Origin of the sequence: Maricurvus nonylphenolicus (assembly GCF_042854845.1) — a bacterium.
Lineage (GTDB): Bacteria > Pseudomonadota > Gammaproteobacteria > Pseudomonadales > Cellvibrionaceae > Maricurvus > Maricurvus nonylphenolicus.
The window spans coordinates 4,326,957-4,347,841 of record NZ_AP031498.1; the positions used below are offsets into that span (position 1 = coordinate 4,326,957).

Consider the following 20,885-nt stretch of genomic DNA (forward strand, 5'->3'; position numbering starts at 1 on the left):
ATGTACCAAGGCAATCAACTTAGCCTATCCCGTCTGGACAATGACATTGTCGAATTAAATTTCGACGCCAAAGCCGGTAGCGTAAACGTTTTTAATAACGCTACCGTTAAAGAACTGACTGAAGCACTGGATATTCTGGAAGCCGCTGAAGGCGTTAAAGGCTTACTGGTCACCAGTGGTAAACCGGTATTTGTTGTCGGCGCCGACATTACTGAATTTGAAGGTGTCTTTACTCAGCCCGCCGCAGAAATGAAAGTTTACTTTGGTGTAAACAATAACAACTTCAATCGCATTGAAGACCTGCCCTTCCCAACCGTGGTTACGATTAACGGTTTTGCGTTAGGCGGTGGCCTTGAATTCTGTGTTGCCTGTGACTACCGTGTGATGGCCGACAACACCAAGATTGGCCTGCCTGAAACTGGCCTGGGCATTATCCCTGGCTGGGGTGGCACCGTACGTGCACCACGTATTATGGGCCTGGAAAATGCCATGGCCTGGATGGCAGGCGCACGTCAACAAAAAGCCGATGCTGCACTGGCCGCCGGCCTTGTGGATAAAGTTGGCCCTGTAGCCGAACTGCGTGAACTGGCTCTGCAACAACTGGCTGAAGCACAAGCCAAGCCTAGCGATTACCAAGCTCGTCGCACAGTAAAAACCTCCGCTTTAGACGTTTCGCCAGAGCAAGCGAAAGAGCAGGCAGAAGCCGCTAAAGCGCAGTTCTGCGCCCGCGCCCCTCACCTGAAAGCGCCGGCTGCGGTTATCGATCTACTGGCTAACGCTACAGGCGCCGACCGAGCCCAAGCGCTGGATATGGAATCCGACCTGTTCAACGAACTGACCAAAACAGATCAGTCTCGCGCCCTGATCGGTAACTTTATGAACGACCAATACGTCGGCAAAGTTGCCAAAAAGTTGGCCAAAGGTTCCAACCTGAAAATTGACCAAGCGGCGGTTATTGGCGCCGGCATTATGGGCGGCGGAGTGGCTTACCAAAGCGCATTCCGCGGTATACCTGCGGTGATGAAAGATATCAACCAGGACGCGCTGGACCTGGGCATAAACGAAGCCGATAAACTGCTGGCCAAGAAAGTTCGCCAAGGCCGTATGAGTGAAGAGAAGAAAGCAGAAATTCTAAGCACAATTACGCCAACCCTGGAAGATAAAGACCTCAACGGTACCCAAGTTATCGTTGAAGCTGTAGTAGAAAACCCAGAAGTTAAAGCCAAGGTATTGGCTGACCTGGAAGATCATATCGGTGAAGGCGGTGTACTGGTAAGTAACACCTCAACGATTTCTATCACTCGTCTGGCCAAGAACCTTAAGCGTCCAGACAAGTTTGCCGGTATGCACTTCTTTAATCCGGTACACGCCATGCCACTGGTAGAAATTATTCGCGGTGAAGAAACTTCCGACGAAACCATTGCTGACGTTGTTGCCTATAGCCTGGCATTAGGTAAGAAACCCATTGTAGTTAACGACTGCCCGGCATTCCTGGTCAACCGTGTACTCTTCCCTTACTTCCGTGCCTACGAATTGCTGATTCGCGACGGTCTTGATATGTACCGTATCGACAAGGTTATGGAAACTTGGGGCTGGCCAATGGGTCCTGCTTACCTGTCAGACGTCTGTGGTATCGATACCATCCGCCACTGTCAGGACGTGCTGGCCACCGATCTGCCAGATCGCATGAGCCTTGTTGAACCTTCCGTTATGGACGCCCTGTACCAACAGAAACGTTTCGGTCAAAAAACCGATACCGGTTTCTTCTCTTATCAGCAAGACGCCAAAGGCCGCCCACAACGTGCCAACGATCCAGCGGCTGAAGCGCTGGTTGCAGAATGTCAGGTTAACCAGGTTGAACTGACTGATGAAGAGATCGTTATGCGCGCGATGCTGCCAATGGCGATTGAAATGGCTCGCTGTTTTGAAGAAGGCATTGTTGCCTCTGCCCCTGAAGCCGATATGGCCTTGCTGTGGGGCTTGGGCTTCCCAGCCTTCCGCGGCGGTCTGCTGCGCTGGATGGACGAGCTGGGCGTGAAAACCATTTGTGAGTGGAGTGAGAAATTCTCTCACCTGGGTGAAGCCTATAAAGCGACCGATGGCATGAAAGCCATGGCGGCCGAGGGTAAAACCTACTACTAACCATCAACTTAGCGGGAGCGTTACTCAGTAGCGCTCCCCAGTAACCGACTCTCTCTCCTAGTCGAATTTATGTCGACAGCCCTGTCATTACCTCTCCTGTTGTAGTTCAGGGCTTTTTTCTTTTCACTTTCTTTCAACACGCGAAGGTATGCCATGAGCCAATACACTGCACCCACCCAAGATATGTTGTTTCTGCTTAATGAAATTGCCGGACTGCCAACTATCAAACAGCTACCCGAATACCAGGAAGTTTCTGAAGATCTGGTGAGTGCAATTCTGGAAGCCTCCGCAAGTTTTTGTCAGGATGTTCTATCGCCGTTAAACCCGGTTGGCGATCAACAAGGCGTCAAAGTTGAAGGCGACAAGACTATAACCCCTGAAGGTTTTGCCGACGCTTATCAACAATACGTCGACAACGGCTGGCCTTCATTACCGCTAAGCGTAGAAGCTGGCGGCCAGGGATTACCGGAACTGGTCAATACGCCCGCGATGGAAATGGTGATGTCAGCCAACCTGGCCTTCTCCCTTTGCCCCATGCTCACACAAGGCGCCGTAAAAACCTTGTCCGCACACGGGGATGAATTCACTAAAAAGTATTTAATTCCAAAAATGGTCTCCGGTGAATGGACCGGATCCATGGACTTGACCGAACCACAAGCAGGTTCTGACTTATCCACCGTTAAAACCAAAGCCGTACCGGAGGGTGATGCCTATCGCATTAAGGGCCAAAAGATTTTTATCTCTTGGGGCGATCACGATATGGCCGAAAATATGGTCCACCTGGTATTGGCTCGCCTGCCCGATGCACCGGCAGGTACGCGCGGTATTTCCCTGTTTGCTGTGCCAAAATATTTGGTTAATGAAGACGGCAGCCTGGGTGAACTCAACGATATTAAAACCGTTTCCGTAGAGGAAAAACTCGGCCAACACGGCAGCCCAACCTGTGTACTGGCCTACGGTGATAACGGTGGCGCCTTGGGTTATCTGGTAGGCGCGCCACACAGAGGCCTGGCTTGCATGTTTACCATGATGAATCACGCCCGTATCAATGTCGGCATGCAAGGTCTTGGCTTGGCTGAACGCGCTTACCAACAAGGCAGCGCTTACGCCGAAGAGCGTGTACAAGGCGGCCAAGCCATTATCAACTACCCCGATGTAAAACGTATGGTAATGCTGATGGGCTCTGGCTGCTCGGCCATGCGTGCCATGATTTATCAAGCCATGGGCTTGGCTGATATGGCCGAAGCAGACGATGCCGATACTGCAGCACAAGCAGACAAACGCCTGCAACTGTTAACACCGATTGTAAAATCCTGGTGTACCGATATCACCCAGGAAATCACTAGCCTGAATATTCAGGTTCACGGTGGTATGGGCTTTGTCGAAGAAACCGGTGCCGCACAACATTACCGCGATGCACGTATTCTGCCGATTTATGAAGGCACCAATGCCATTCAGGCTAATGACTTTGCTCAGCGCAAATTCTTTGCCGATGAGGGTAAAGAGTTATTTTCGCTGTTGTCAGATATTGAGGCAGGCTTACAAGCTGAGTGTGATAATGCAGATATTCAAAAGGCGGCTAATCGTATAAAACAAGCGGTTACAACAGCTCGTCAGTGCGCCGAAGACATGTTGCAACACAATGCCAAGGGTGGCGACTTCCGTGAGTCTGCCTGTTACTTCTTGAATATTTTTGCCTATAACGTTGCTGCCGGTCTTTTGTTCCAGAAAGCTGTTGCGGCTTATCAACAGCAGAAAAAGTACGGTGCTGAGTTTTATGAAGAGCAAAAAGAAAATCTGAGTTTCTTTACCCAGCACTACTTAACACGTACCGACAGTTTGGTAGCCGCTGTAAAAGCGATTATCGAAGCCTAGAAAGAGTAGAACTGAACAGCTGATTAAACGTTAAAAAATGTTTAGCGTTTAATCAGACCACTTTGATATGCCAGGGCTCAAACCGCACACCCAGCCGGTTGTCCTCGGTATAACGAATCTGCACATAGCCCAAATCCAGCATACGCTTGAACTCGTCAGTTTTGGCAAATTCATCGGTAAAATTGGCTGCACCGTAACCCACCTTGCCTACATCAAAATCACCGATACCATGGTAGGAATGGCCGGGAGGCGCTAATGAGCGTGATGCCTTGGAAAGGTTAAAACTGGATTTGCTGCACTTAGCCAGGAACAAGTGCATTTGTTTAACGTTACTGCGAATACCTGAAGTCAGGATAATGGAAGAGCCCACATCGCTTTTGAGTTTTTCGTAATACGCCAGGGATTCATTTTTAAACAGGTAGTGACCAGAGTAAGGCACCTTATAGGTATCGGCCTTTTTAATTTTTTCGGTCAGCTCATTAGTAACCTTATCACCCAAGAAACCGTACTCGGAGGCATTGGTGAAGAATACCTTCTCCATAAATTCCAGCTCTGACTTTTCAAAGCTGCCTACGGAGCTGTAGTTGCGTGCAACTTTGATCATTTCATCAAAGCTCAGCAGGTTGTAGTTACCGTGGCCGGTAATACGCTGCACCCGCTCCATACGCAACAGTACGGAAGTCAGTAATGGCTGTTGGGTTTCCGGTAGGAAAATATCGTCGGAGAAGTCGTCTTCGAAGAAGCGAACTTTATCCACATTAGTGGTGGGTGTGATGGTTTCGGAGTCGGACTCAGGCTCAATCTGCAATGGCTGACTAAAATCGGTACTGGCCAAAGACTCATCCCCGAACTCTTCCGGAGTGATGTTGACCGCCTGTTGCCACAAATAGCCGTTAGCGGCCGCAAACCCTGTGCCCGCCAAAAAGCCCGCCAAAATATCCCTACGCTTCACAACTGATAAACCTTCTTCTACTAAGCTATCTTATGGAATAAAGATAGCAGCTGGTCATTACTTCTACATATGTTATCGGTATGTTTTTGCGTACTATAAGAGGAAATTTGGTCAAATTGTAGTCCTTATGTGCATTTTCGGTGCATAAAGGGCTATTTCTGCGTCATCCAGTCAAAAAACTGTCATATCCAAACCTGACTCCACAGACACATTTAGGACAGTGTACTTTTTGACCTGCTTTTTGGACGCTATTTATCTAAAAGACGCACACGCTTGGCGTATTCGCTAGGGGTTAGCCCGACTCGATTTTTAAAGAATTTAGACAAGGCCGCCGTATCGGTGAAATGCAGACGTTCGGCGATCGCACTGACCGATAACTCAGATTGGGACAGATAGTGTTTGGCCAATTCCTCGCGTACTTTATCGTACTGCGCTTGATAGCTGGTGTTGTGCTTCTTTAAACGATATTGCAAAGTTCGCAGCGGAATATTCAGCGTATTGGCCACCTCTTGGGCAGTGACGCCCCGGTCATTAATCAAGGTGCGAATAATACGGCCTACACGCTGCACAAAACTTATGCCATGGCCAACACTGGCTTCCAAGTCCCGTGAAATTAAATTCTTAGCCTTTGAGGAAATACTGTTGTCGGGGTTACGGTGGTTAGGTGTTAGCGCATCGTCACGACTCAAGTGAATCGCGTTGACATCCTGATTAAAAAACAGATGCTCGCCAAATGCTTTTTGCAACGGTTTTAGATCACTGGGTGCAGAATGCCTGAATTGCACATATCGTGGACACCAATTGTGCCCCAAAGAGCCTCGCAGCTCTTTACAAATTACCGTCATACTATGTTCAACAATCTGCGTGAAACCGGAGTTTTTTGGTGCAGATTGAAAAAGATCCAACTTTAACTTGGCGACTTCAATGACCACAGACATACCAGCATCGCTTTGGTCATTAACCAGAAAGCTAACGCCCTGAGAATGTAACGCCATATTATCTGACAACAACTTGAGCGCTTCACCAACTGTGCTGGCATGAAGCGCCAATAACCACAGCGGACCAATCATATCCAGGCCTTTAAGCTGACCGGCTCTCACACCAAAAAAGCGATCCTCGCAAACGCGTGCAGCTTCCTCGAACAGATCATTAACCTTAACCTCATTCACTAACATATCTGATTGAAACAAGGCCGCAGGATTTAGCTCAACAGATTTGGCAATAGCGACAGGGTCTTGACCAGCCTGTTCAATCAGACTGGCAATGCCCTCTAGTACATAACTGGGAATATTGTCTGCCATTACATGTCTCATTACCGAAAACTGAAAATACCATCAGCGTATAGGGTTATATCTCTACCCATTTCTTAACGCTATCTGTCATAACCACTCCCCGTGATTACTGCGTAATAGTACAAATACTTTGCGCCATATTACAAATGATAGCGTGTTTTTCTCTCTAGGATAAAAAAGCGAGTTTGATGATTGCAAGCTCCAAGGTGAATTCCAGACTCACGACCGAGAAACATTAAACAATAAAAACGAGAGAGCATGATGAAAATAGATCTCCTACACAAAAACCTGTTATCTGTCAGCATAGCCGCCAGCCTGGGTTTAACGACTCCAGTCGTGGCCACTGCCGATGATCTACTGCTTGAAGAAATTGTGGTCACGGCGCAAAAGCGCCAGCAAAGCCTGCAGGATGTGCCCATTTCAGTCAGCGCCGTTGATGGTGAAAAGATGTCTGAAGCCGGTATCAACAACCTGCAAGATCTGTCCGCTTACGTACCCAACTTTCAGCAAGCAAACTCACCATTAGGCCAGGTGATTTCGATTCGTGGCATTAGTTCCGGTATCAACCAGGGCTTTGAACAATCCGTAGTGCAGTATGTCGATGATATCGCCATGGGCCGCGGCCCTATGGCCCGTATGCCGTTTATGGATCTGGAACGTGTCGAGGTGTTACGCGGTCCACAAAACGTCTTGTTTGGAAAAAACAGTATCGGTGGTGCAATTTCCATTACCACTGCCAAACCGACTGAAGATTTTGAAGGCAGCGTTCAGGTCGAGCACGAGCACAAGTATGGCACTAATGAAATTCAAGCCATGGTGTCCGGGCCCCTCTCAGAAACCGTAGGTGCTCGCCTTGCCATTCGCGCCCACCAGGAAGACGGTTATTTTGACAACACGTCTAACGGCGATGATGAACAACAAAAAGACGAACTGACCGGCCGCTTAACCCTGGACTGGACACCTAACGACACCTTTAACGCCAGCCTGAAACTGGAACACAGCAGTTTCGATTTTGAAGGTCGTGGCGAAGAGGTGATTGCCGGTTACGATTCTGTCAGCCCTCTGTTTGCGGGTATGAGCTACGGTGAAATCGGTGAATACCTGACAGCCGCTACAGGCCAGGATATCGGCTATGAGGACGGCACCCAAAACCGTAAGCGCCAGACCAATAACAACGAATACAGTGATAACGAAACCAATCAGGTTATCCTGACCATGAACTGGGATCTTGATGCATTCACTATCACCAGTGTGACCGGTTATGTGGATTACGAACTGGATGAAGACACCGATCTCGACCTTTCCGGGCTGGAATCTATTCGCGCTGCCCAGCAAGAAAAGTTTGATCAAATCAGCCAGGAAATTCGCTTCACCTCACCCGGTGGCGAAACCGTTGATTGGATTGCCGGCGCCTATTACCAATCATGGGATTTGGAATACAGCCAGCAAAACGTGATTGATGACGAAAACCTGACCTCCGCGCTCAGTGATATAGGTTTGGGTTTACTGATGCCTTCTGCCGGTGCAACCGGATTCAACCCGGCGGCATCTCTACTCACCAACTACGGAGTCGCAGACCCATTCCTGGCTGCCACGGCATCTGGGCGTCAGCTGTATTCTCTGAAAGAAATCAATAACACCAGTAATATCAGAGATTACAACGGTAGCAGTGATACCTACTCGGTCTTCGGTCAAGCCACCTGGAATGTCAACGAAGAAGTACGTTTGACATTAGGCGCCCGTTACACGCTGGAAGAAAAAGATGCAGAACGCTCATTAGTGATTTATGACACCAGTGGCGGTGGCTTAACACCGGCAGGCCTTGAAGCTCAACTGGTCATGGCTGGCGTTTTTGGAATTGAAAATCACGCTGTAGAAGATGATCGCCGCGAAGAATCGGTTACCGGTACCGTGATAGCCGAGTGGGATGCCACCGAAGAGTTGATGCTCTACGCCTCTATCAGCAACGGTTTTAAAGCCGGTGGTTTTGATGCCCGCGCCGGACGTGCTGCTGATTTTGAGTATGAAGACGAAACCGTTATTAACTATGAAATCGGTACCAAAGCTGAACTGTTAGGTGGCCGTGCACAGTTAAATGCAGCTATCTTTTATACCGATTATAAAGATCTTCAGGTCAGTCAGTTTGATGGCACCGTTGGCTTCGTAGTAGGTAATGCAGCCGCCGCTCGTTCACAGGGTATCGAACTGGACGGTCGTATCATGCTGACCGAAGAACTGCTGTTAATCGGCTCCATGGCCTATCTTGATTACGAGTTTAAAGAATACGAAGGTGCAGCCTGCCCGCCGAAAGTGACACTGGATACCGGTGCCGTTACCTGTGACCTTAGTGGCGAACCAAACTCCTTTGCGCCTGAATTAACGGCAGCGATCACTCTCGATTATCTGACACCTCTGTCGGATGCGTTCAATCTGCATATGACCCTGGATACCTCCTACCGCTCTGAGCAATTCGTAGAAGCCACACTGGAACCGCTGGTAGAACAAGATAGCCAGGTTAACGTCAATGCACGTATTGCGCTGGAAGCGGATAACTGGATGGTCGCGCTGGTGGGTAAGAACCTAACCGACAACGATGATATTGGTTACGCATCTGCCACTCCGGTAAGCGGTAGTTCACTACTGCAAGCTCCGACCTACAGTGGTTATCAAGTAAATCCACGTACCGTATCGATTCAAGCCAAATATAATTTTTAATCGCCAATATCTAAATTAAAGGACTCTCTGTTGGGCACTCGGCTCTCTACTGGCCAGTGCCCCTTTTTCTTCAAACCTAACCATCACGGTGTACCCATGACAACCAAAGATTATGAACTGGTTGCAGTTCAACATTCCTATTATTCCGCCAAAGTTCGTGCATGCCTGCAATATAAACGCCTGCCCTACCAGGAAATTGGAGCCAATATTGAAACCATTCTTAATCGGGTTATACCTGCTACCGGCAATCAACAGTTTCCCGTTGTATTTTGCCCAGATGGCACGGTACTAAAAGACGGTTGTGATATTGTTGAGGCATTGGAAGCTCGCCACCCCGAGCGCCCCATCATGCCGGATGATCCTCAACTTAAATTTGTCGCCACCCTGATTGAAACACTGGCCGACGAGTTTTTTGTTATCCCCATGATTTACTACCGCTGGATACCCGAAGAGACCAAACAATGGGGTATCAATATGTTCAAAACTTCATTAGGTAATGGTGTTGAAAATGCTGACTTGGCCGCAATGGCTGAGCAGATGGGCGATACCGTCAGCACAGAGATTCGTTCGCGCCTCCCTAAAGTTGGACTGGGTAAAATAGAAATTCAGGAAAAAGCCAAGCTGATTACAGAAGCTGTATGCGGTTTGCTCGATGCACACTTAGCCAAAACCCCTTATATGCTGGGAGACCACCCAACACTCGCCGACTTGGGCATGATGAATGCCATGTGGGGCCATTTATATCTGGATCCCTGCGAGCCCAGCATGTTTATTCGTAACGATTATCTGCACTTGAATAACTGGATCACCAATATGCACTCCGGTGCCGGTATTTCCGATCAGGGTAATTTGTATATCAGTGATACGTTGATCCCGCTATTACGTTATTTTGCTGATGCGTTCGCTGACATGATGAGCGATATTCTCGAAGCCGCCGATACCGCATTGCCAAACGCCGAGGCTGGCGCTGAAGCTCCGACCGGACTGGGGAAAATTAACACCAACCTGCAAGGCGAAACATTAACGCGCCCTGCAACCACCTATACCGCCTGGCGCTTGCAACGTGTTATTGAAGCCTACCAGGCGGTACCTGAAGCTCAACAATCTGAAACTGATACGCTATTAAACGATATCGGTTTCCAAACTGTATGCCAGCATCAGATTAACTGGGGTTTGCATAAAGACAATTTCAAATTGTATGTAATGGATCAATAGCAAACCTATTCACGCCTGCTCACAAGAGAACAGGCGTGAAAACAACATCCTCGAATCAAGCTTTATTCTAAAGGCCTAAACTGCGCCCAAACTGTGATTATCATGACTAACGTTGCCTCAAATATTCAGCACCAGCAAGCGCTGCTTGCCAACAAAAAATCTCTGACCAATAAACAAAAAGACTATTACCGCGTTTACTAGGATTACTCCTCCTACTATTCCAATAAACTGCGCGCCTACCTTAATTACAAAGAAATTCCCTATAAATTGATGCAAACCACACTGGAAGATTACACGGTAGAAATTCCCAAAATGGTGGGAATGCCCATTATTCCGGTGGTACTCACACCTGATGACCGTGTTATGCAAGACAGCACGCCGATGATGGAGTGGTTTGAACAGGAATACTCACAAAAGGCCTCAATCCCTGAAGATACTCGCCTTGCTTGGCTAATGTGGTTGATTGAAGAGTTTTCCGATGAATATATGGTGCGGTTTGCCATGCGCACTCGATGGGGAACACAAGCCAGCCAACAAACCTTAAGCGCCCGCATAGCACGCGGATTTGCGTATGGACATCCCACAGAGACAGTTAATTTGGTATCCCATGGAATCCTCGAACGCCAAAGTGGATTTAATAAAGCACTTGGCATTGATACACCAGAGGACTGCAACAGTGTAGATAATCAGCTACTAGATCTTTTAGCCATTCTCGATGAGCACCTCTGCGAGTTTTCCTATTTACTGGGTAACCGCCCCTCACTCGCCGATTTTGCATTGTTTGGCCCCTTATGGGCCCATGGGTTTAATGATCCCTGGTCAGCAGAAATCCTTGAGGTTAATGCACCGCAAGTGTGTAACTGGCTTCAGGAGATGGCCAACCTTGGTGACAAGCGTGGGCTTTTAGGGCGGGAAGAGTTTGGCCATTGGTTAGACCTGGAAGCAGCGCTACCAGAGACATTAATAAAACTGGTGACGTTTATTGCTCGCACCTATTTACCCCAGGCACTCGGCTACCGTGAAGCCATGATCAATCAGCAAGAAAACTTCACAACCACCATCTACGGCATCGAAACGCAATTACCCAGGTTTGACTATCGAGCTGGCACCTTTGCCGAGCTACAACAGCGCTTCGTGGATTTAAGTCCTAATGACCAATCATGGCTCGAGAGCAGCCTAGCGACTACCGGTTTATTCCCAGACATGATGGCCGATGAAATTAAACGCAATCCGCACTTTGATGCTTTAACCCCGCCCTTTGTCTCTAATCCGGAGCAAAACAAGCTGGCCTATAAAGGCGAATGAAAAGAAGGGTTAAGTGGCGCAATATTACAAAGATATTGCGCCATTTTACAAATTTATACCCCTTTCGCTCTTACAATGAAATGACTCTTGGGGGTTTGCATAGCGCAAATCAAGAGCAACTATGAGCTATTCCCTATGAAGAAAAGTCTGATTGCATTACTGACATTAGCCGTGATCGGCACTGTGGCTTATAGCCAGCGTCTCGACATTATGCTGGCGCTTATAAAATACCAAGCCTCAACCGAGGTGTTTGCAGAAGCTCGTGATGTTCCCTGGCAACAGGGTCCTGCTGAAGCGGCAACTGAAGCAGACAAACGCCCACCGAATATTATTTTAATCGTTGCCGATGACCTCGGTTACAACGATATCTCCACCTTTGGTGGCGGCATAACTCGGGTTGATGGCAGCTCCGTACAAACTCTGGGTATTGATCGTATTGCTGCCCAAGGGGTTGTGTTTAATCAATCCTATTCCGGCGCCAGTAGCTGCGCGCCTTCACGCGCTATGTTGATGACTGGCCGTTACCCCACCCGTACCGGATTTGAATTTACCCCAACTCCCGACGGCATGGGCTCGATGGTAACCAGCATATACAACAGCATGGACAACAACCTGCCGCCAGCTATTTATGATGCCGCCAAAGAGGAAGGCCAGCCACCCTATGAATTGAAAGGTTTATCCCCGTCAGAAATCACCTTGGCAGAAGTCTTACAAACTCAAGGCTACTACACCGCACATATCGGCAAGTGGCACCTGGGCAATGATCAAGGTATGGGACCACATGATCAGGGCTTTGATGACAGTTTGCTGATGACCAATGGTCTTTACCTGCCGGAAGATGACCCCAATGTAGTCAACGCTAAAATTCCCTTTGATCCCATCGACCAATTTCTATGGGCACGCCTGGGCTTCAGCAACTCTTTCAATTCCGGCAGTGCCGATCAGTTTAAACCCGCTCGCTATATGACCGATTATTGGACTGACGAATCCGTCAAAGTCATCAAGGCCAATAAAAACCGTCCCTTCTTTTTGTACCTGGCTCACTGGGGTCCACATACACCTTTACAAGCAACGAAAGAAGATTATGAAGCAGTAGGCGATATTCAACCTCATCGTAAACGTGTTTACGCCGCGATGGTTCGCGCCGTGGATCGCAGTGTCGAGCGTATTCTGGCAACGCTGGAAGCCGAAGGCCTGGCAGACAATACCATCGTGGCCTTCACCAGCGATAACGGTGGCGCCGGTTATGTAGGACTACCGGAAACCAATAGCCCTTACCGTGGCTGGAAGATCACCATGTTTGAAGGCGGCCTGCGTGTCCCCATGTTTATTCAATGGCCCAATAAAATTCCCGCTGGTAAAACCGTGGACACGCCGGTAGCCCATATCGATGTCATGCCAACCCTGGCCGCTGCTGCCGGTGCAGCCACACCGGAAACTGTTGAAATCGATGGTCGAGACATTTTGCCCTTAGTTGAGGGTGAAAATAACTGGCCACGTAAAACCCTGTTTTGGCAAAGCGGTCACTACCAGGTCGTGCGTCACGGCGATTGGAAATTGCAAGTCAACAACCGACCTACCGATGGGTTACAACAATGGCTATTTAATTTAAAAGATGACCCAACCGAACAGAACAACCTCGCGACTAGCCACCCCGATAAAGTGAGTGAGTTAAGCGGTCTTTTGAAAATCCATCAACAGAATTCCCGAGGCCCACTTTATAGTGCAACCGGGCAAGTACCTGTGATGGTTGATAAAACTTTGGCAGAAGCCTTTGAAGCAGGCGATGAATATATTTACACGCCTAACTAAACACAGAGTGGAACCGAATCCTATGATTGATTTATACACAGCCCCAACGCCCAATGGCCATAAAGCTTCCTGCACACTAGAAGCACTGGATATTAGCTACAACGTACATACGGTTAACCTGATCGAAGGTGAACAAAAACAACCAGAGTTTTTAGCCATTAACCCCAATGGCCGAATTCCCGCCATCGTTGATCGTGCCAACGATGATTTTGCCATCTTCGAATCAGGCGCCATTATGATCTACCTGGCTGAACAAGCCGGAAAGCTATTGCCCACGGATGTAAAGGGCCGCTCTAAAGTGATGCAGTGGCTAATGTTCCAAATGGGTGGCACAGGTCCCATGATGGGACAGGCGAATGTATTCTATCGCTACTTCCCGGAAAAGATTCAACCGGCGATTGATCGCTATCAAAATGAATGTCGCCGTTTGTTTGAAGTACTCAATAATCATTTAAGCGATAACGAATGGTTAGCCGATGATTATTCCATTGCTGATATTGCCAACTGGTGTTGGGTACGTACCTACAAATGGTCAGGTGTTTCTATAGATGGGCTTGATCATTTAAACCGTTGGCTGAATACCATGGCCGAACAACCGGGAATGGCCAAAGGTATTGAAGTGCCTTTCAGCTTAGGCAATCTGCTAGACGATGATGAAGAGCAAAAAGACTTCACAGATAATGCTCAAAAGCTCTTGCAGGAATAACAATACTTACAAAACCATTCCTCTTCTATGGCTGGCATCTGTTAAGTAGCAGAATTAGCCAGCCTTCTTATTGATGTGGACGCTAGCGTACAAGATATCTGCAATGAAAACCTTCTTTAAAATAATGACGACTGGCATCGCCTTCCTGGCTAACGCTATGAGTTCACCTGCAGCCTTGGCTACAGCCCCGGAATCGTTATCCACTACACGCCCGAATGTTGTGGTCATTATGGTCGATGATGCCGGCCTAATGGATTTTCAACCCTTTGGCGGTGAAGCGAATATGCCCAATATCCAGAAACTCGCCGATCAGGGTACTCGCTTTACCGGTTACCGGACCTCTCCTCTTTGCGCCCCCTCGCGGGCAATGTTACTTACCGGTATTGATAACCACCGCACAGGCATCGCCACGATTCCTGAAGTCATACCTGACGAGCATAAAGGTGCTCCCGGCTATTCCCTGTATTTGGAACCCGGCGTAAAAACCATTGCTGACCGACTGCGTGAACATGGCTACCGCACTTATATGACGGGCAAATGGCATATGGGCAGCCGTGTAGAAGACCTGCCCGTCAGTCATGGCTTTGATCGTTCCTTTATCCTCGATGCTTCCGGTGCAGATAACTGGGAACAGAAATCCTATATGCCCTTCTATAATACTGCACCCTGGTTTGAGGATGATAAGCCCGCTACCTTGCCCGCTGATTTTTATTCCTCAGAATTTATCGTTGACAAAATGATCGAATATATTGGTGACGATAAAACAACACCAGCACAACAACCATTCTTTGCCTATCTGGCCTTTCAGGCGATACATATACCGATACAAGCGCCGCGAGAATTTACCGACAACTACAGCGGTGTTTATGATCAGGGCTGGCATGAGTTGCGAAAACAGCGCTGGAGAAAAGCTCAGAAACTGGGCTTAGTTCCTAAAGACGCCCCACTGGCAGATATGCCCGATGGCCTGCGCAAGTGGCAGCAGCTCTCTGAAGAGGAACGCCGCTATTATGCAAAGGCGATGGCAGTCAATGCCGGCATGCTGGAAGCCATGGATTTTCATATTGGCCGCTTAATGGCATGGCTGCAACAGCAAGGCGAGCTGGATAACACCGTTTTTGTAGTGACATCGGATAATGGCCCGGAATTTAATGACGTTATTCACAGCCCAGGCATTGAGTTGTGGCAAGCTATCAGTGGCTACAACAGTGACATTGATACGATGGGTGAAAAGGGCAGCTTGGTGTCTATTGGTCCCGAATGGGCTTCAGCAGCTGCATCTCCCAGCAGCAAGTTTAAATTCTACAGCAGTGACGGTGGTATTCGTGTACCCCTGATTATTTCAGGGCCTCAATTGCCTAAAGGCAATACCGAAGCCTCTCTGAGTATGGTGACCGATATTACGCCCACCTTGCTGGACTATCTAAACCTGCTTTCTGCCAACACGCAAAACCATGAAGTTGATATTACCGGTAGAAGCCTGCTGCCCGTAATACTCAACAATGCTGACTATACTTATGGGCCAGAAGATGCGGTTGGTCTTGAGGTTGCTGGCAATAGTGCACTTTTCAAAGGCCAATATAAATTAACGCGTAACCTGCCCCCTTACGGTGATGGCCGTTGGCGTTTATATAACATCAATACCGATCCCGGTGAAACTCAGGATCTAGCCACATCACACGCAGAGAAATTTAGAGAGCTGAAACAAGACTACAATGCCTACGCTAATAGTTTTGGTGTACAAATCATGCCTGAAGACTTCAACTCAATTAATCAGCTCTTTATTCACTCCATACACAAGGTAATCGAACAGTATTGGTTGGCATTGATAATAATCGTCACTTTAGTCCTGGCCATTCTTTATTTTCTTTTTACCGCAATCTCTGGCACGTTTAGCCAAAGGAAATCTGCATGAATATATTCCCATTCAAATCAAACTATAAAGCATCAAATAAAATCAAATTTAAGGGCCAAAAAGCCCTGGTGATTACTACCAGCTATGGCAGCCTGGATTCCATAGACCCCAATACAAATGCCGTAGTTAAAAAAGGTAAAGCCACAGGGGTATATGCATCAGAAATGACCGATCCCTATTACGTGTTTCTCGATGCCGGCATGGATGTCGATGTAGCCAGTATTAAAGGCGGAAAGATTCCTATCGAAAAAGCCTCTCTCAGCAGGTTAATGCGTACCGAATATGATTCCCGCTTTTTGAAGGACCCAGTGTTTCAACAGAAGGCCAATAATTCTCTAAAAATTAATGACCTTGATTTTCTAGATTACAGTATTATTTTTATGGCAGGAGGCTGGGGCGCAGCCTACGATTTAGCCCAGTCCGATATACTCAGTCAAAAGCTTAGCCAGGCTTATGCAGCCAAGAAGATCCTGGGTGGCGTTTGCCATGGCCCAGTCGGATTTGTTGGTGCGGTTAAACCGGACGGATCACCTCTGGCGCAAGGTGTAAGAATGACTGCTGTTACAGACCGTCAGGTAAAACAGCTGGGCATCAAACTAACTCCCAAACACCCCGAAACCGAGTTGCGTAAAGAAGGTGTGGATTTCAGGTTTTGTAGCGATCGCCTGGTAGAGTTTTTCAATACTCATGTGGAAGTCGACGAAAAGCACCGAATTGTCACCGGGCAAAATCAAAAAGGTGGTATCGAAGCGTCTGATAAAGCACTCGAACTGCTGCAAGCTGTTTCTGCCTGACTCAGCGTGACAACTATATATAGACTATAAATACAGCTGGGCTTCTAAAATGAATACTCCTTCCGATCCTCATTCACCTTATACCGTCTATAAATCGGATTTATCCTATTTTAGTGGCAAATTGGAAGCATACCTGCGCTACAAACAAATTCCGCATCAGCCGCAGGATATGGATATTAAAAGCGCTAATAACATTGTTGAAAATACCGGATTTAAAAAGGTTCCCGCCGTAAAGACCGCCGATAATAAATGGTTGTTTGATACAACGCCCATGCTGCAATGGTTTGATCAACGCTACCCGCAGGGATCCATTTATCCCGAAGATCAGGCCTTGCGCTTTATTGCCTTGCTGCTGGAAGACTATGGCGATGAGTGGTTATGGCGACCCGCCATGTGGTGGCGCTGGATGCCACGCGCTTCCCGCTGGGCGGTGGGCTGGCGCATTGGTGCCGAGACTATACACCCACTGCTAGGCCGCCCCCTAGGCTGGTATTTTGGCAAACGGCAGTTGAAAGAATGGCTGTGGGACGACGGTGTCACTAAAGAGAATGTTGCAGATGTTCGCGATATGTTATTCCGCGAATTTGAATTTTTAGAACCCCTGTTTGAACAACAACCTTTTATATTAGGCAGTCATCCCTCAGCAGCAGACTTTGGCTATTTCGCCTCAATGTTTCGCCACTTTGGTAATGACCCAGAGTCGGCCGAAGTTGTCCGCCGCCATGGCCCCAACACCTATGAATGGTTGGCAAGATTGTGGAATGCAAAAGCCAGCAAACTGGGAGAACAGCAAACCTGGGCATGGCCGGAAGCCGATTACTGGAAACCTATTCTGGAACGCATTGCACAAGACTATCTACCCTACCTGCATGAAAATGCCTTGGCGTTTACCAATAACCAAAAACGATTTAATCATGCGGGTAAGACCTTTCGTTTTAACAATACCAAAACAACAGACTACCGAGTCTACTGCCGGGAAATCCTGCAACAGGAATTTGCAGATTTATCAGAAGGTGATAAAGCCCGTATTAACACGTTATTCGAACCGGTCGGCGGGCTGGACGCACTGCATGCAGATGGTATTCTTACCTCAGGTATGAAAGATAATTTCAAGCTTCCCCGTGATCCATCAAAGCATAAAAAACATAAACAAACGCTGGCGCAATTGATGTTTGGCCAGCCACGAAACTAATTGATTACGTATTCTAAGAGAGAGAATTCCGATAATGAAAAACTTGATGATGATCCCCCTAATTTCAGCTGCCTTTCTTCTTGCTGGGTGCACTCCTTCCAGCATAGGCAGTTTCATCCTGGAAAAAGCCGCTGACTCTCGCGTAGGCGAGAGCATGACTGATGATCTGGAAGATGGCTTGCATGTCATCCTGTGTGGTGCAGGCAGCCCCATGCCTGACCCTAAACGCTCTGGCCCCTGTGCGGCAGTTATAGCTGGAGAAACCCTGGTCACAATCGATGCTGGCACCGGAGGCGCCCGTAATCTAGCAGCTATGCAGTTCCCCATGGGAAATATAGAGGCACAATTCCTTACCCACTTTCACTCAGATCATATTGATGGTCTCGGCGAGATGGCAATGATGCGTTGGGTCAATGCCGCCAATACATCGCCCCTGCCCGTCTATGGGCCACAAGGCCTTGAACGAGTTGTAAAAGGTTTTAACCTAACCTACGGGGCCGACGCCCAGTATCGTCACGCCCATCACACAGATTTGGTAGCCCCACTATCTGGCCAAGGCATGGTTGCCAAGCAATTTACCGCACCAGCGGAAGGTGAATTGCTAACGGTGTTTGAAAAGGACGGCTTAAAGATCACGGCATTCTCTGTAGACCACGAACCTGTTCACCCAGCTGTTGGCTACCGCTTTGATTACAAAGGTAGATCTGTAGTCATCAGTGGCGACACATCAAAATCAGCCAACCTACAGAAATTTTCGAACGGTGTAGATCTGCTGTTACATGAAGCGCTAAATCGTGAGATGGTTGGCATATTAGAATCCACCTCTAAAAGAAAAGGATTTTCGATTTTGGAAAAAATCTTTTTCGACATTACCGATTACCACACCTCTCCTGTTGAAGCCGCTGAAATAGCACGAGACGCCAAGGTAGGACATTTGATGTACTACCACATTGTTCCGGCATTAGTTGCCCCTGGGATGGAATCGCTGTACTTAAAAGGTGTAAGTGATGTCTATGATGGCCCGCTAACACTGGGGGTAGATGGCAGTATGATCAGCTTACCGGCCAACAGCCAGGATATTATCAGCGACGAATTATTATAAAAAGAGAGCCTGTCATGACAGAACAATTTCAAGATCAAGGTGGAGCGGCCAGCATGTCGCCCTCCCCACTGAAGCGATGGTTAGTCTCAAAATTTATTAACAAATTCACCAGCCTTGAGCAGCGCGATAAACAGCGCCGCAAACAGGAAAAGCACCGCCAAAAAGAAGGCCGCCGCCATGTGGTGGAATACTTTCATCAGATTGATGATGGTTATTCACACCTGGCTGCGCAAATGTTGCAACCATTGCTTGAGCAGTATGATATCGAGCTGGTGTGCCACCTGGTATCTGGCCCACAAGGTGATAATTCACCTGAACCCGACTTGTTATTAAAACTATCACGCCTGGACGCGTTTTTGATTGCCCCCCAATACGGGCTGAGTTTTCCTGATCATCCTGAGGTTTTAAATACTGAGCGCTTACAACTTGCCACGCAAATTCTGGTTAATCTCAATAACACTGGCCGCCTTCAACATATTCAATCCGTAAGCACTGCCCTGTGGAATGGGGATGATAACGCCCTGAATGAACTGTCCCAAAAGCTGGGGAAGGCCAATCCAGAAAAATGCCAAGAGGTTATCGCTGCAGGCAACCGCCACCGAGATAAACTCAAACATTACTCCGGCGGCATGTTTTACTACGAAAGCGAATGGTACTGGGGCGTTGACCGTCTGCATTATCTGGAAAATCGACTGACTGAACTCGGTGCCAACAAAACCAATCAACCCCTGTTAGCTCCCCGACCAGCCATTAACAATGGCCCACTGACAGATAACGGCAGCCTGACATTGGAGATATTTCCCTCTCTACGCAGTCCTTACAGCGCCGTTATTTTTGATACTGCCGTTAAACTGGCCAAAGACACGGGCGTTAAACTGGTCGTTCGGCCCGTACTGCCAATGGTGATGCGTGGAGTACCGGCTACTAAGGAAAAAGGTTTCTATGTTTTTTCCGATTGTGTGCGCGAAGCTGCTGAGCAGGGAATTCCCTACGGTAACTTCTACGACCCTATCGGTGATCCCGTCCGTAAGGCTTTTTCACTCTACCCTTGGGCCTGTGAACAAGGTAAGGGCGTTGAATTTTTCAGTACTTTCCTTCGCTGCGCCTTTGTCGAAGGCATTAATACCAACAACGATAAAGGCCTTCGCAAGGTCGTAGAAAAAACCGGGCTCGACTGGCAACAAGCCAAACCGCTAATTGGCCAACCCGGCTGGGAAGACTTACTGGAAGCTAACCGGTTAACCATGTACAACGCTGGACTTTGGGGTGTACCCAGTTTCCGTTTATTGGATAGCGATGGTGAACAGCAATTGGCGATTTGGGGCCAGGATCGCCTGTGGTTAGTAGCCCAAAAAATTCAGCAGCTGCTAGCCAGCATGAATCATCAAGAGAGTATTAGCCATGCACGTTGAAAATAAACTCTATCCTGATGAAAAACAGATGGCTGGATTTCTAGAGCCCGATAACGGTCAACCCATCTATATGCTGAACTTGCTTAAATTCAAACACAAAGCCGAGTATAAAGATGGCCGCGAAACCAACCTTAGCGGCAAAGAAGCCTATAACATGTATGCAGAAGGTGTAGAGACATGCTTGGCCAAAGTGGGAGGAAGCATAACATTCACAGCCGGCATTAACCGGTTAACCATTGGCAATGCAGATGACCTCTGGGATGAAGTGGTTATCGTCATGTACCCAAGCAGAACAGCCATGCTGCAGATGATGCAATTACCTGAAATGGCAGAAATCAGTAAACATCGAAAAGCCGGTCTGGCAGGTCAACTCAACATAGAGACAAGCCTGGAAACCAGCCTGGAATCACTGAATTCCTAAACGGGGCTACCACAAAGCCCCTCCCACTGAATCAA

15 protein-coding genes and 1 pseudogene are annotated in these 20,885 nt (G+C 48.0%); 14 read left to right on the plus strand and 2 right to left on the minus strand.

The window, feature by feature from the left end; genetic code table 11:
* Together fadB and ACGHZ6_RS18810 are read left to right on the plus strand one after the other, a co-directional pair.
* Entirely contained in the window at positions 1–2,142 is a 2,142-nt protein-coding gene (gene fadB / locus ACGHZ6_RS18805) for a fatty acid oxidation complex subunit alpha FadB (protein WP_390615566.1), read from the plus strand.
* Positions 2,143–2,295: 153 nt separating this feature from the next.
* Complete coding sequence (locus ACGHZ6_RS18810) at positions 2,296–4,017, plus strand: acyl-CoA dehydrogenase family protein (RefSeq protein ID WP_390615567.1); 1,722 nt, start codon at positions 2,296–2,298, stop codon at positions 4,015–4,017.
* A 52-nt stretch (positions 4,018–4,069) separates the two neighbouring features.
* On the opposite strand, the gene ACGHZ6_RS18815 is transcribed toward ACGHZ6_RS18810, so the two are convergent.
* Positions 4,070–4,969, minus strand: coding sequence for a M15 family metallopeptidase (locus ACGHZ6_RS18815; RefSeq protein WP_390615568.1), 900 nt, complete (start codon positions 4,967–4,969; stop codon positions 4,070–4,072).
* A 248-nt stretch (positions 4,970–5,217) separates the two neighbouring features.
* Positions 5,218–6,270: an AraC family transcriptional regulator ligand-binding domain-containing protein gene (locus tag ACGHZ6_RS18820; RefSeq protein ID WP_390615569.1), complete on the minus strand. Its 1,053-nt coding sequence runs from the start codon at positions 6,268–6,270 to the stop codon at positions 5,218–5,220.
* 249 nt (positions 6,271–6,519) lie between these two features.
* On the opposite strand from ACGHZ6_RS18820, the gene ACGHZ6_RS18825 reads away from it, so the two are divergent.
* The 12 genes and pseudogenes from ACGHZ6_RS18825 (at position 6,520) to ACGHZ6_RS18880 (ending at position 20,850) form a co-directional block, all read left to right on the plus strand.
* The gene (locus ACGHZ6_RS18825; RefSeq protein WP_390615570.1) at positions 6,520–8,976 is read left to right on the plus strand and encodes a TonB-dependent receptor; all 2,457 of its coding nucleotides are present in this window, start codon (positions 6,520–6,522) and stop codon (positions 8,974–8,976) included.
* A gap of 96 nt (positions 8,977–9,072) precedes the next feature.
* Positions 9,073–10,191 carry a glutathione S-transferase family protein gene (locus tag ACGHZ6_RS18830; RefSeq protein ID WP_390615571.1) on the plus strand — a complete coding sequence of 373 codons (1,119 nt, stop codon included), beginning with the start codon at positions 9,073–9,075 and terminating at the stop codon, positions 10,189–10,191.
* Between the two features lie 216 nt (positions 10,192–10,407).
* Positions 10,408–10,596, plus strand: a pseudogene (locus ACGHZ6_RS18835) (glutathione S-transferase N-terminal domain-containing protein); the annotation flags it as partial.
* A 96-nt stretch (positions 10,597–10,692) separates the two neighbouring features.
* Entirely contained in the window at positions 10,693–11,496 is an 804-nt protein-coding gene (locus ACGHZ6_RS18840) for a glutathione binding-like protein (RefSeq protein ID WP_390619188.1), read from the plus strand.
* A 135-nt stretch (positions 11,497–11,631) separates the two neighbouring features.
* On the plus strand, positions 11,632–13,308 hold the full coding sequence (locus ACGHZ6_RS18845; RefSeq protein WP_390615572.1) for a sulfatase-like hydrolase/transferase: 1,677 nt from the start codon (positions 11,632–11,634) through the stop codon (positions 13,306–13,308).
* Positions 13,309–13,330: 22 nt separating this feature from the next.
* Positions 13,331–14,014 (plus strand): glutathione S-transferase family protein, encoded by a 684-nt coding sequence (locus ACGHZ6_RS18850; protein WP_390615573.1) that lies wholly within the window; start codon positions 13,331–13,333, stop codon positions 14,012–14,014.
* A gap of 103 nt (positions 14,015–14,117) precedes the next feature.
* A complete protein-coding gene (locus ACGHZ6_RS18855) occupies positions 14,118–15,929 on the plus strand; it encodes an arylsulfatase (protein ID WP_390615574.1) in 1,812 nt (603 codons plus the stop codon).
* A complete protein-coding gene (locus ACGHZ6_RS18860) occupies positions 15,926–16,723 on the plus strand; it encodes a type 1 glutamine amidotransferase domain-containing protein (protein WP_390615575.1) in 798 nt (265 codons plus the stop codon). Before ACGHZ6_RS18855 ends, ACGHZ6_RS18860 begins: the two co-directional genes overlap by 4 nt.
* 49 nt (positions 16,724–16,772) lie before the next feature.
* On the plus strand, positions 16,773–17,915 hold the full coding sequence (locus ACGHZ6_RS18865) for a glutathione S-transferase family protein (protein WP_390615576.1): 1,143 nt from the start codon (positions 16,773–16,775) through the stop codon (positions 17,913–17,915).
* 34 nt (positions 17,916–17,949) lie between these two features.
* Positions 17,950–19,017: an MBL fold metallo-hydrolase gene (locus ACGHZ6_RS18870; RefSeq protein WP_390615577.1), complete on the plus strand. Its 1,068-nt coding sequence runs from the start codon at positions 17,950–17,952 to the stop codon at positions 19,015–19,017.
* Positions 19,018–19,031: 14 nt separating this feature from the next.
* The gene (locus ACGHZ6_RS18875) at positions 19,032–20,429 is read left to right on the plus strand and encodes a DsbA family protein (protein WP_390615578.1); all 1,398 of its coding nucleotides are present in this window, start codon (positions 19,032–19,034) and stop codon (positions 20,427–20,429) included.
* Positions 20,419–20,850 (plus strand): DUF1330 domain-containing protein, encoded by a 432-nt coding sequence (locus ACGHZ6_RS18880; protein WP_390615579.1) that lies wholly within the window; start codon positions 20,419–20,421, stop codon positions 20,848–20,850. The genes ACGHZ6_RS18875 and ACGHZ6_RS18880 overlap by 11 nt, the downstream gene beginning before the upstream one ends.
* Positions 20,851–20,885: the final 35 nt, after the last annotated feature.